Source organism: Rhizobium sp. 0TCS1.26, assembly GCF_050455525.1.
Classification (GTDB): Bacteria; Pseudomonadota; Alphaproteobacteria; order Rhizobiales; family Rhizobiaceae; genus Neorhizobium.
In genome coordinates, this window is record NZ_JBCIYV010000001.1 from 833919 (window position 1) to 846038 (window position 12120).

The following is a 12120-nucleotide window of genomic DNA, read 5'->3' on the forward strand; positions in this document are numbered from 1 at the left end:
GAATTCCGTCCAACAGGGGGAAGCAACATGCACCGGCTGGAAAGCGGTATCGCAGGCGCGCGGCTGACGCCCGCAGACTATGCAGAGAATTTCTCCGACCTTCATCCGCGCTTCGACAGCCACGAGGCTCTCGTTGCTGCAGATCGCTGCTATTTCTGCCATGACGCACCGTGCATGACGGCATGTCCGACGGCGATAGACATCCCGATGTTCATCCGGCAGATCACCACGGGCAATCCGCTAGGCTCGGCGCGCACCATCTTCAGCCAGAACATTCTTGGCGGCATGTGTGCCCGCGTCTGTCCCACCGAAACGCTGTGCGAGGAGGCCTGCGTCCGTCACACCGCCGAGGACCGTCCCGTCGAAATCGGCCGGCTGCAGCGCTATGCGACAGATATCGCCCTGGAGAGCGGCCGGCAGTTCTTTGCCCGCGCCGCTGATACAGGAAGAACGATCGCGGTGGTCGGCGCCGGCCCGGCCGGCCTTGCCTGCGCCCACCGGCTGGCGATGAACGGCCATTCGGCGATCATCTACGATGCCCGCCAGAAGGCCGGCGGCCTCAACGAATATGGCATCGCCACCTACAAGGCCGTCGACGACTTCGCCCAGAAGGAGATCGACTATCTGCTGGCGATCGGCGGCATCGAGATCCGCAACGGCCAGGCGCTCGGCCGGGACTTCTCTCTTTCAGATCTGACGGCGGATTATGACGCGGTGTTCCTCGGGCTGGGACTTGCCGACACCAACAAGCTCGGCATCGAGGGAGACGATCTGGCCGGTGTCGACGATGCCGTGGATTTCATTGCCGCTCTGCGACAGGCGCGTGACCGGTCGCTGGTGCCGATCGGCCGGCGGGTGGTGGTGATCGGCGGCGGCATGACCGCCATCGATGCAGCAATCCAGGCGAAACTGCTGGGCGCCGAGGAGGTGACGATCTGCTACCGGCGCGGCAAGGACCAGATGAACGCCTCCCTCTACGAGCAGGACCTGGCGGCCGCCAGAGGCGTCGTCATTCGTCACTTGCTTTTGCCGCGGCGCATCCTCGATAGCGACGGCGCTGTCGCCGGCATCGAGCTCGACTACACGGCGCTACGCGACGGCCAGCTTGTTTCCACCGGCGAGATCGGCGTGATCGCCTGCGACCAGGTGATGACGGCGATCGGTCAGCGTTTTCGGCCAGGCGGCCTCGGCGCGCTGGAGATGGAGCGCGGCCGCATCGTTGTCGACGAGCACTGTCGCACCTCCATGGACCGAGTCTATGCTGGCGGCGACTGCGTCCACCGCGGCGAGGACCTCACCGTTCAGGCCGTCGCCCATGGCCGCGATGCGGCTGACGCCATCCATCTTGCTCTTGCCTCTGCCGGTCAGCCGGCGGCGGCTGTCGCCTGAGATCCGGGGAGGATGAGACATGGCTGACATCCGCAACACCTTCGTCGGCATCCGGTCGCCCAACCCCTTCTGGCTGGCGTCGGCGCCGCCCACCGACAAGGCCTACAATGTCGAGCGCGCCTTCCGGGCCGGCTGGGGCGGCGTGGTGTGGAAGACACTCGGCGAAGAAGGTCCGCCCATCGTCAACGTCAACGGACCGCGCTACGGCGCGATCTGGGGCGCCGACCGCAGGCTTCTCGGCTTGAACAACATCGAGCTGATCACCGACCGTGACCTGCAGACCAACCTGCGCGAAATGAAGCAGGTCAAGATGAACTGGCCGGAGCGGGCGCTGGTGGCCTCGATCATGGTGCCCTGCGAGAAAAATGCCTGGCGATCGATCCTGCCGCTTGTCGAGGAAACCGCCGCCGACGGCATCGAGCTCAACTTCGGCTGTCCGCATGGCATGTCGGAGCGCGGCATGGGCTCGGCCGTCGGCCAGGTGCCGGAATATATCGAGATGGTCGTGCGCTGGTGCAAGCAGTACACCCGCATGCCGGTCATCACCAAGCTGACGCCGAACATCTCCGACATCCGCCACCCTGCCCGCGCGGCAAAACGCGGCGGCACCGATGCCGTGTCGCTGATCAACACCATCTCGTCGATCGTCTCAGTCGACCTCGACACCTTCTCGCCCAACCCGTCGATTGCCGGCAAGGGCAGCCATGGCGGCTATTGCGGCCCGGCGGTCAAACCGATCGCGCTCAACATGGTGGCAGAGATCGCCCGCGATCCGGAAACCCGCGGACTGCCGATCTCCGGCATCGGCGGCATCACCACCTGGCGGGATGCGGCAGAATTCCTGGCGCTTGGCGCCGGCAATGTTCAGGTCTGCACGGCGGCCATGACCTATGGCTTCCGGATCGTCGAGGAAATGATCACCGGCCTCTCCGACTGGATGGACGAGAAGGGCCATCGCAGCCTCGACGAGATCTGCGGCCGCGCCGTTGGCAGCGTCACCGACTGGCAATATCTCGACCTCAACTATGTCGCCAAGGCCCATATCGACCAGGACGCCTGCATCCAGTGCGGCCGCTGCCACATCGCCTGCGAGGACACCTCGCATCAGGCGATCACCCGGATGATCGACGGGGTTCGCCACTTCGAGGTGATCGAGGCGGAATGCGTCGGCTGCAATCTCTGCGTCAACGTCTGTCCGGTGGAGAACTGCATCACGCTCGTGCCGCTCAATCCCGGCGAACTCGACCGGCGCACCGGCCGCCTCGTGGAACCCGCCTACGCCAACTGGACGACGCACCCCAACAACCCGATGTCACGGGTGGCGGCGGAGTGATCGGGAAGGTGGGTGCTGGCGATTGCTGGGTGGTGCGGAGACCGGCGGCAGGAAGGCGGGCAGAAGCGGACATTGCTTCCCGTACGCCTGGTCGTTTTCCTTCGCCGTTCTTCAAGCTGTGACTGCGCCTCTTTCGCTACGCGCATCAAGATGATCATCGCGGGCTACTAAATTGCGCCGATCAAGCCACCCGTGACCCCAGTCCCGCAGCCCGAGCAGAATAGGCGCCAGCGTTCTGCCTTCCTCCGTGATGGAATACTCCACCTTGGGCGGGATGACCGCGAACACCTGCCGTGCCACCAGCCCGTCGTCCTCAAGCTCACGAAGCTGCTTGATCAGGAGACGCTGGGAGCAGTCTCCCAGCTCTCGCTTCAGGGCGTTAAACCTGAGAGTTCCCTTGAGGAGATGATACAGGATCATGCCCTTCCATTTGCCGCTGATGAGATTGAGCGCCGCATACATCGTGCAGCCGGGTACCTCGTCGTAGTTCCGATCCTTGTTCATTCCGACCTCGTCGACGGTATACTTTTGGACACTATGTGCATTTGATTACCGTATTTTCAATTTCGCTTCCAGTTGCGAAATGGATCCAACCATTCGCGCTGCATTCACTGCGTGAAGGAGAGATACAAGGAACATGCAACATGACGAGAGTTGTCCCCTTTCATGAATACGGAGAACCCGACGTTCTCCAGATCGACGATATCGAGGTTTCCGCCCCGGCAAGTGACGAGGTGCAGATCGCAGTCAAGGCCATCGGTCTCAACCGCGCCGAGGTGATGTTTCGGCGCCACGCATACCTGCAAGAGGCCGAGTTCCCCTCGATGCTTGGTTATGAGGCGTCAGGTACGATCACTTCGACCGGGGGCGCGGTTATTGGTTTCGCCGAAGGCGATGCGGTCAGCGTTATTCCGACGCTAGACATGGCGCGATGGGGCACCTACGGCGAGCTCATCAACGTGCCTGCACGTCACGTCGTAAAGCACCCGGAGAACCTGTCGTTCGAACAGGCGGCGGCATCGTGGATGCAGTATGTCACGGCCTGGGGCGCGCTGGTCGAACAGGCGAAACTCATGACGAATGAGTTCGTGATCGTTTCTGCGGCATCAAGCAGCGTAGGCGTTGCCGCAATCCAGATCGGCCGCAGCGTCGGCGCGACTGTGATTGCCACGACGCGGACAAGGTCGAAGGTGGAAGCCTTGATCAAGGCAGGTGCGCATCACGTAATCGCAACGGAAGAAGACGATCTGGCAGCCCGCGTGACCGAGATCACTGGGGGCAAGGGCGCGCGCGTTGTGTTCGACCCCATTGGCGGCCCGGCCATTGCGCAGCTTGCAGACTGCATGGCGGTTGGCGGCATCCTGCTCGAATATGGCGCTCTCAGCCCGGACGAAGGCCCGTTCCCGCAGTTCGCCGTGCTAGGCAAGAGCCTGACATTGAAGGGCTATCTCTACACGGAGATCGTCTCCGACGACGCAATCCTCTCCCGCGCAAAAACCTTCATCAATGACGGGCTGCGCTCTGGGACGCTTGATCCATTGATCTCACGCACCTTTGCCTTCGACGCCATTCAAGAGGCAACCCGCTTCCTGGAAAGCAACGAGCAGATCGGCAAGATCGTTGTGACTGTCTGACCTGCCACGGGCTATGGCGGTGCGCTCGGCCATAGCCCGTGAAACAACAGAATGGATATCTGATCATGAAAATAGGAATTCTTGGCGTCGGCCACATAGGAAAGACCCTGGTTCGGACCCTCAGCGAGGCAGGGCATGACGTGAAGGTCGCGAATTCGCGCGGGCCGGAGACAATCCCTTCCGAGGTGCTTGCCTCTGGCGGTCGGGCAGTCACTGCTGAGGAAGCTGTAAAAGACGCAGATGCGATCATCCTTTCTATCCCGCTGAACCGCATACCGCGCATCGCACCATTGCTGGCGACCGTGCCGGAAGACACGGTGGTGATCGATACGTCGAACTACTATCCAATGCGCGATGAAAAGATCGCTGAGATCGAAGAGGGGAAGGTTGAAAGCGTCTGGGTATCCGAGCAGCTTGGCCGCCCCATCGTCAAGGCATGGAACGCAATCGGTTCGGACTCCTTCGCTCGGAAGGGCAAACCAGCAGGTAGCGCCGGGAGAATTGCTATCCCTGTCGCGGCTGACCGTGACCGCGATCGCGAGGTAGGGCTGGCACTTGTCGAGGACTCAGGTCTCGATGCTGTCTATTCCGGTACCATCGCAGAATCCTGGCGCCAGCAGCCCGGCGCTCCCGGATACTGCACGGACCTTACCCGTGAAGAGATGCCTGATGCGCTGGCGAAGGCCGAGAAAGCTCGACTGCCAAAGCGGCGTGATCTCGTTGTCGCCGTCATCCAGGAAAGGGTCGGCGACGCAACGACCAATCCGGACGCAGACTTTGGTGTCCGCCTGGCTCGGGCTATCTGCATGTGACGACATGTCGGCTTCGGGCCGGAAGCAGACGAACCAGTCGTCATTGCAACTGTGTTGCGGTCATCGATCGCGTGATCCACCGAAACTCACGAAACGATGCGCCCTCGGTGGCTCGATGCCTTACGCAAAAACAGCGTCTCGGTGGCATGACTGTAAGTTTAGGCTTTGCTTGGCCTACATACCAAATCACGCGATAGGATAAGAGCGGCCGCCTGAAAGCCTGCACACCCAAATGAGCTGCCGCAATTCCATCATCGCGGCAGCATCCGGTTGGGACTTTAATGCCGGAACGCCTCAAAGAACCAGCATGACATCAGGCTAGTCCCGGGCGCTCCACAGGGGAAATGTCTCCCGCTGGTCACCCGCTTTCACCGCCTCCAGGTAACGCGGCTTCCAGACATCACCGATGAACATCGTCATGGTCGTGGGCAATTTCGGGCGATCCTCGTGGTCCCCATGGAACCTTACGATGCCATTGTTCAAGACGTCGGCACTCCGGGTGTCGTCCTGCCATTTCTCCGGCGTTCCGAAGCGCGCCAGGAATTCCGCCTCCACGTCCTTGCGGGTCGTCTCGATGTATCGGTACTCCACCGGCCTGCCGATCTCCTTGCCGATGATCTCGGCCAATTCGTTCATCGAGACATCTTCCGAGCCCACCTCCAGAGTGATGCGGTGCCTGCCCCTCGGATTGGTCAGTTCCCTGGCTGCCAGCCAGGCAATGTCATCGGTCGCCACCCAGGGCATCTTCAAGTCGGGTTTGCAGAACCCGGCAATGCGTCCGTATTTGGCAACCGGTGCTGTCCACGCCGCCACATCTTCCATGAACCAGGCGGCGCGCAGGTGGACCAGATCGATATTGCCGAGTTCGTTGAGCTTCTGGTCCAGGTCGTGGAAGCACTCGAAGTGACCGGTCTTCCCCTTCACGTCCGAACCCATGGCCGTCAGGCTGACGGCCAGCTTGACCGAGGATTTTTCGAGCGCATCGACAAACCGCTGGGCAACAGCGGGGTAGTGTCCCTCGATGTTGTTCCAATCGGTCTTCACCATCAGGAACGCCGCATCGGCACCCTGGAAGAACCCGTCAAGGTCTCCCGTTCCCGTGTCGAAGCTTCCGAGAAACGGCTCGGCGCCGAGCGCGACCAATGCATCCAGCACCGGGCCACCTCTCGACAAGGCTCTGACCTGATGCCCTTCGCTCAGCAGGGTCCGGGTCAGCTTGGCACCCACGCGTCCCGTGGCGCCAACGACAGAAATCCGCATGACAGTCTCCATTCGATTGTTGATCGCCCGATGGTAGACTGTTGCAGGCCGCGCGAATTTGGAGATAATGCCAAATGATCTCCAAATCGGGCCAATCGGCAAAGCTGCTGCGATCCTGCTTCGACGACCTCGATATCGACCGGTCGGATCATCCGGCCGTCGCTGTCCGCCTCGATTTCAAAGACTATGAAGCTGAAGTGGCGCAGCACCAGCACAAGCAAGGGCAGCTCATCCTGGCGCTGCACGGGGCGGTTACCTGCAGGACGGAAAACGGTCTCTGGATCGTCCCCCCGGACTGCGGCGTGTGGATACCGGGTGGCGTGCTCCACAGCAATCAGGTCACGGCCAACGCGCGCCTCTCCTATCTGTTCGTTCAACCGGGCGCCGCGACGCTGCCGCAGGAGTGCTGCACTCTGTCGGTGTCGCCGATGATCCGCGAGATGATCCTGCGGCTGGCGGATGTCCCGGCCAGTTCCGCTCCGCAGGAGCATGTCGGCCGCATGGTGCGGGTCTTGCTGGATGAACTGGCGCAAATGCCGATACAGGGGCTGGATCTGCCCGCCTCCAGCCATCCCAAGATCGCAGCGATCACCGCTGCCCTGATGGCGGAGCCGAGCGACCGTCGCACGCTCGTGGAATGGGCCGCACATGTTGCCATGAGCGAGCGATCCCTGAAGCGGCTGATGGTTGAGGAAACCGGACTGACCTTCGGCCGCTGGCGGCGGCAACTGCACCTGGTGATCGCGTTGCGCGAACTGGCCGGTGGCGCGACGGTGCAGCGGGTATCGAGCGACCTGGGATACGAATCCGCCACCGCCTTCATCGTCATGTTCAAGAAGGCCCTGGGCACGACGCCGACCCGCTACTTCGCCAGCTGATTTACCGAATGGCCCGTTCGGCAGTGCTCGTCATGCACTGCGCCTCGGCGTCGTGCGGACGCCCCCGTTCTCGGTCGCAAACATCTCGACGATACGCCTCACACGCTCCTCTCGGAACGCTGCTCTGATGCGGCCATGGCGCTCAAGCTCCGCCAGACCATGTAAAGCCGCCCAGAACGTTTCGGTCGAGATTTCAGGCTCGGCGGAAAACGGCTCGACGACCGCCATCATCGCTCCGAACGTGTCACGCAGCACCTGAGGCGTGTCGGACCTTGCGAACCGGAGGCCGCTCGGCAGAACGAACATGGCTTCGTAAAGGGCCGGCCTTTCGAAGGCGAACTGGAGATAGGCCGTAGCGACGTCTTCCATAGCCTCTGCCGGACGGGCATCTCGGCGGATCGACGCGCGCAACGTCGGCGCAAGTTCTCCGAACCCCTCAAGCGCAACCGCCCCGACGATCGCATCGCGGTTTTCGAAATGGGCGTAGAGGACCGGCTGACTGTATTCGATTTCCTGCGCAAGGCGCCGGACGGTGACCGAGGCCCAGCCATCCCGTTCGGCAAGCTTTCGTGCTGCGGCGATGATGCGCTGCTCCCGCTCGGCCCGCTCCCGCTCTTTGCGCTCGTTGATACCCATGGTTCGCCCCTGCTTGGTTCTTCAGAGACACTAGCGACTAAGATTATCCGTTTCAACGATTGACAAACTAGCATTGCTAGATTTATGTTCGACGCTATCGTCACCGAGGCGATTGCACCGTTGGGGTCTCCGAATGTCGAACCTGATCTCCTTCTCGCTGGCCAATGCTGCGACGCTCGCAGCGGCCGCCGCGTTTCTCGCCGGCAGCTTCGCCAACGCCTCCGCCCGCAAGCCGATCCGCGAAGAATTCGTCCGCTACGGATTTCCGTGGTGGTGGTGCTGGGTCACCGCATTGCTTGAACTCATGACGGCTGCTCTGCTTGTCCTTCGCCCGACATTCACGGCTGGCGTGGCGCTCGGGAGCTGCATCATGGTGGCTGCGATCGTTGCGATCCTCCGCGCCGGCGACGTCCGCCACCTACTGCCGCCAGCGGCATTCCTGCTGTTGTTGCTGATCGCTGCATTCGTCCAGTTCTCGTAGCTTCGGCGGCACACCGTCAGTCTCATCCACCAAAACAACTGAGCTTTGAACCGCGCCTGTTCGACAGGCGAGGCGCAGGACCACGACACAAAAGGAGCCTGTCATGACCACATCCAATCCCTCCCCGGACACCGTCGTCATCTATCATTCCGGCTATGGCCATACGCAGCGCATGGCGGCGGCGGTCGCCGAAGGAGCCGCAGCGACGCTCCATGCGATCGATGCGGAGGGCAATCTTTCCGACGAAGGATGGGCAGCACTCGATGCCGCTGACGCCATCATCTTCGGCGCGCCCACCTACATGGGCGGACCGAGCTGGCAGTTCAAGAAGTTCGCCGACGCCTCCTCCAAGCCATGGTTTTCCGCAAAATGGCGGGACAAGGTCTTCGGCGGCTTCACCAACAGCGCCAGCCTCAACGGCGACAAGCTGAACACCCTGCAGTATTTCGCTCTTCTTGCCGGCCAGCATGGTGGCCTCTGGGTAAGCCTGGGCATCAAGCCTGCGAACCTGAAGTCGTCGCTGCGCGATGATGCAAATCGAATGGGTTCCTATATCGGCCCGATGGCGCAGTCGGATGCCGACGCGGCACCGGAGGAGATGTCCGTCGGCGATCTTGAAACCGCACGTCTCTATGGGGCGCGAGTGGCGGGCGTCGCTCGACAGCTCAAGTCGACTGGCCGGGGATAATCTGGACCAGGGTGAACTCGATGAAGTCCCTCCCGCGCCACGGTGCGGGAGGCTTGGGTCCAAAGCCGAGGACCGGCTGGGACCGAGCTTCCTCCTCTAAACTGCGGCGGGCACTCACCGAAGCAAGCGCATGACCGGAAACGAGCCGGGCTAACGCTCTTCCGTTTGAAGGAAAGATATGAGTGCCTTCAAACCCGCCGGAGTTTGATGGCGACTGGGATGATAAAGGTAGAAACCGGGGAACGGTGCGCACCAGTCATCCAGTACGCGGACAAGCTCGCCGTTTTCGAAGTGAGGTTCAACGATCGCCTCCGGTAGGCAGGCCAGCCCAAGTCCTGCGAGTGCCGCTTCACGAATGAAACCGGTGTCGTTCAGCACAAGTGAGCCATCTACGGCGACCTCCAATGCGGAATCCGAATCCGTAAAAGGCCAGCGATAAATCTGGCCGTTGGTGGACCACCTGTAATTGATGCAGTCATGCGCCGTCAGATCGTACGGCGTCTCTGGTTGCGGGCGGTCCAGGAAGTAGGCTGGAGAGCCGACGACTGCAATACGATAGGGTTTCGTGAGACGAACGGCGATCATGTCTTGGGCGAGGCGCTCGCCGATCCGTATGCCAGCGTCAAACCCTTTTGCGACAATGTCCGTCAGCGCGTCGTCAATCACCATGTCGATACGCACGCCCGGGTAGAGCGCTCTGAACTTCGACAGTCGTGGCATCATGATCAACTCGGCTGCCAGCCGGGGAAGATTGAGTTTGACCGTGCCCATGAGGTCTGTGCGAAGCGCGATCGCGTCTTCAACCGCGGCTTCAACACTCGAGACTGCCGGAGCGAGCTTCGCGTACAGAAGCAAGCCCGCCTCGGTAGAACTCACGCTGCGCGTCGTCCGGTTGATCAACCGAAGGCCGAGCCTGTCTTCCAAACGCCGCAACGTGCGACTGAGCGCCGAGGCCGTCACGCCGAGCCTCGCGGCGGCGTCTCGAAAGCTCCGTGTCTCATGGATAGCCATGAAAGCCGTCAGCTCGGCAAAATGCCTCCCATCCACATTAGTTCTCCCAGATCAACAACCCATCCCACATTATGCTCTTTATGAGACAGAGGCGAGGTCATATTTCGGAACTGAAACAACCGGAGTTAGCCTCATGTCTGCAACGACCACCAATCGAGCCGCTTGGCAGAATGCACCAGGCGAGCCGCTGCAAGTCGGGGCCGCGCCCCTGCCACAGCCGGATACAAACGAAATTCTGATCCGCAACGCAGCGATCGCGATCAACCCTATCGACTGGCTGTTACAGGACAACGCCATCCTGCCCTGGCTCGACTACCCGACGATCCTGGGCAGTGACGTAGCCGGCGAGATCGTGGCGATCGGCGATGGTGTCACGCGACTGAAGGTGGGGGATCGCGTCCTCGGCCAGGCGGTCGGCACGACGGTGAACAAGGCTGATCATGGCGCCTTCCAGGAACATACGATCGTGCTCGAGCACATGGCGTCGCCAATCCCGGATCAAATGACATTCGTCGAAGCGGCCGTGCTTCCGCTCGGCCTCGGCACAGCCGCGAGCGGGCTGTATGGAAGTACTCAACTGGCGTTAAGGCCGCCCACGGCGGCAGCAGTATCGAGCGCTGAGGTGGTGCTTGTGTGGGGAGGATCGTCCAGCGTCGGATGTAACGCAATCCAACTTGCGGTCGCGTCAGGGTACCGGTGCATAACCGTTGCGTCGGAAAGGAACGCGGAGATGCTCCAGAAGCTCGGCGCGATGGAGGTATTCGACTACAAGAGCGATACACTCATTGAGGACCTCGTCCATCGGCTGAGCGGGCAGCACCTTGCTGGCACGCTGCATGCGACCGGCGACATCGCCGCCTGCATGACCGTCGTCAGCCGTTGCGAAGGCGTGAGGAAGATCGCAGCGACCCTTCCGCCGCCCGAAGACCGACCTGCGAGCGTCGATGCAACTCACATTTTCGGAACGATGCTGAAGGACGACGATGTTGGACCGATGATCTACCGCGAGTTTCTTCCAAAAGGGCTCGCTGATGGAACCTTCGTCGCAGCACCTCCCGCAAAGATATCTGGTAGCGGGCTCGAAGCGCTCCAGGCGGCTTTGGAAGCTCAGAAGGCCGGCGTCACGGCAACGAAGATTGTCGTGACGTTGCCTGACGTACGAACCGTCGCCATCTGAATCATATACCGGAGTAAGCACATGCTGATTGTTGCAGGCCACGTGTTCGTGGCTCCGTCCGAGGTCGATGCCTTTGTCGCGGACGCTCGTAGTACCTTGTCGATCGGCAGGGCCGCAAAAGGTAACCTGTTCTTCTCGTTTACATTAGACGATCCGGCCGAGGGAAGCGTGACGGTTCTGGAACGGTGGAACGACAGGGCCTCGCTTGATGCTTACCTAGCCCGGCCGGAGGTCGTCGCGATCTTCACCCGTTGGTCTGGGCGAATGCGAAACGAGGTCAAGTTGTACGACGCCAGCAACGAACGATCGCCAAGGGATTGAAGGTGCGTCCAGCCCCCGATGGTGCGGCCAACAGGCCGGACGATCGGGGCACGACGCCGTGGACTTCGGCTGAAGAACTTGTCGATGTGGTGTCGACCTGACGGACTTCAATCAGCGCTCGGTGGCATGAATGCGGATCGGCTATCCTTTGGTCATTACAAACCACGCGCGGTGCGTTAAGAGCAGGACCGGCTTGGCCCACGAGCCTCATCGGCTCGCGGTGCAGCCGCCACTCTCTTTATCCGCGCTTGGAGATACGCACATTATCAAGATCATGGTCTTGCTGCACAGCACGGTCGGTGCGGATTGGCAGCCTCCTCCGAAGGGCACCAGCCTGAAGACGCTGGGCGAAGCCGAGGAAAAGGGTTTCATCGAAATCCGAGGCGAGTTTCAGAAACGACAGATCCGCCTGACGACGCTCGGCGTTCAGCATCTGGAACGTGACCGGCGGCGACTGGAAGCCCGCAGGAGCTGAGAGCGGAACAGCGCCGGCGGCCCTC

14 protein-coding genes are annotated in these 12120 nt (G+C 61.5%); 10 read left to right on the forward strand and 4 right to left on the reverse strand.

Translation table 11 applies throughout. The annotated features are described in order from the left end of the window. Positions 1–27: 27 nt before the first annotated feature. Positions 28–1389 carry an NAD(P)-dependent oxidoreductase gene (locus tag AAIH46_RS04060; protein ID WP_430304317.1) on the forward strand — a complete coding sequence of 454 codons (1362 nt, stop codon included), beginning with the start codon at positions 28–30 and terminating at the stop codon, positions 1387–1389. Between the two features lie 19 nt (positions 1390–1408). Then, complete coding sequence (gene preA / locus AAIH46_RS04065) at positions 1409–2722, forward strand: NAD-dependent dihydropyrimidine dehydrogenase subunit PreA (protein ID WP_430304318.1); 1314 nt, start codon at positions 1409–1411, stop codon at positions 2720–2722. A 111-nt stretch (positions 2723–2833) separates the two neighbouring features. Here the strand turns inward: preA and AAIH46_RS04070 are convergent, their stop codons facing one another. Next, positions 2834–3226: a winged helix-turn-helix transcriptional regulator gene (locus AAIH46_RS04070; protein ID WP_430304319.1), complete on the reverse strand. Its 393-nt coding sequence runs from the start codon at positions 3224–3226 to the stop codon at positions 2834–2836. Between the two features lie 140 nt (positions 3227–3366). Between AAIH46_RS04070 and AAIH46_RS04075 the strand changes: the two genes are divergently transcribed. Further along, on the forward strand, positions 3367–4356 hold the full coding sequence (locus AAIH46_RS04075; RefSeq protein WP_430304320.1) for a zinc-dependent alcohol dehydrogenase family protein: 990 nt from the start codon (positions 3367–3369) through the stop codon (positions 4354–4356). A 65-nt stretch (positions 4357–4421) separates the two neighbouring features. Next, a complete protein-coding gene (locus tag AAIH46_RS04080; protein ID WP_430304994.1) occupies positions 4422–5168 on the forward strand; it encodes an NADPH-dependent F420 reductase in 747 nt (248 codons plus the stop codon). A gap of 318 nt (positions 5169–5486) precedes the next feature. Here AAIH46_RS04080 and AAIH46_RS04085 read toward each other — a convergent pair whose 3' ends face one another. Then, positions 5487–6428, reverse strand: a complete 942-nt coding sequence (locus AAIH46_RS04085; RefSeq protein ID WP_430304322.1) for an NmrA family NAD(P)-binding protein — start codon at positions 6426–6428, stop codon at positions 5487–5489. Positions 6429–6502: 74 nt separating this feature from the next. Between AAIH46_RS04085 and AAIH46_RS04090 the strand changes: the two genes are divergently transcribed. Continuing rightward, positions 6503–7306, forward strand: a complete 804-nt coding sequence (locus AAIH46_RS04090; RefSeq protein ID WP_430304323.1) for an AraC family transcriptional regulator — start codon at positions 6503–6505, stop codon at positions 7304–7306. Between the two features lie 30 nt (positions 7307–7336). Here the strand turns inward: AAIH46_RS04090 and AAIH46_RS04095 are convergent, their stop codons facing one another. Next, positions 7337–7942: a TetR/AcrR family transcriptional regulator gene (locus AAIH46_RS04095; protein WP_430304324.1), complete on the reverse strand. Its 606-nt coding sequence runs from the start codon at positions 7940–7942 to the stop codon at positions 7337–7339. A 133-nt stretch (positions 7943–8075) separates the two neighbouring features. Here AAIH46_RS04095 and AAIH46_RS04100 point away from each other — a divergent pair, with 133 nt between their 5' ends. Next, positions 8076–8423: a DoxX family protein gene (locus AAIH46_RS04100; RefSeq protein ID WP_430304325.1), complete on the forward strand. Its 348-nt coding sequence runs from the start codon at positions 8076–8078 to the stop codon at positions 8421–8423. Positions 8424–8526: 103 nt separating this feature from the next. Beyond that, positions 8527–9111 (forward strand): flavodoxin family protein, encoded by a 585-nt coding sequence (locus tag AAIH46_RS04105; protein ID WP_430304326.1) that lies wholly within the window; start codon positions 8527–8529, stop codon positions 9109–9111. Positions 9112–9261: 150 nt separating this feature from the next. Here AAIH46_RS04105 and AAIH46_RS04110 read toward each other — a convergent pair whose 3' ends face one another. Beyond that, on the reverse strand, positions 9262–10158 hold the full coding sequence (locus AAIH46_RS04110; protein WP_430304327.1) for a LysR family transcriptional regulator: 897 nt from the start codon (positions 10156–10158) through the stop codon (positions 9262–9264). 97 nt (positions 10159–10255) lie between these two features. Here AAIH46_RS04110 and AAIH46_RS04115 point away from each other — a divergent pair, with 97 nt between their 5' ends. The 3 genes from AAIH46_RS04115 to AAIH46_RS04125 all read left to right on the forward strand — a co-directional run bounded on the left by AAIH46_RS04115 (position 10256) and on the right by AAIH46_RS04125 (position 12095). After that, positions 10256–11299: a zinc-binding alcohol dehydrogenase family protein gene (locus AAIH46_RS04115; RefSeq protein WP_430304328.1), complete on the forward strand. Its 1044-nt coding sequence runs from the start codon at positions 10256–10258 to the stop codon at positions 11297–11299. A 21-nt stretch (positions 11300–11320) separates the two neighbouring features. Continuing rightward, positions 11321–11620: a putative quinol monooxygenase gene (locus AAIH46_RS04120; RefSeq protein WP_430304329.1), complete on the forward strand. Its 300-nt coding sequence runs from the start codon at positions 11321–11323 to the stop codon at positions 11618–11620. A gap of 274 nt (positions 11621–11894) precedes the next feature. Further along, on the forward strand, positions 11895–12095 hold the full coding sequence (locus AAIH46_RS04125; RefSeq protein ID WP_430304995.1) for a hypothetical protein: 201 nt from the start codon (positions 11895–11897) through the stop codon (positions 12093–12095). Positions 12096–12120: the final 25 nt, after the last annotated feature.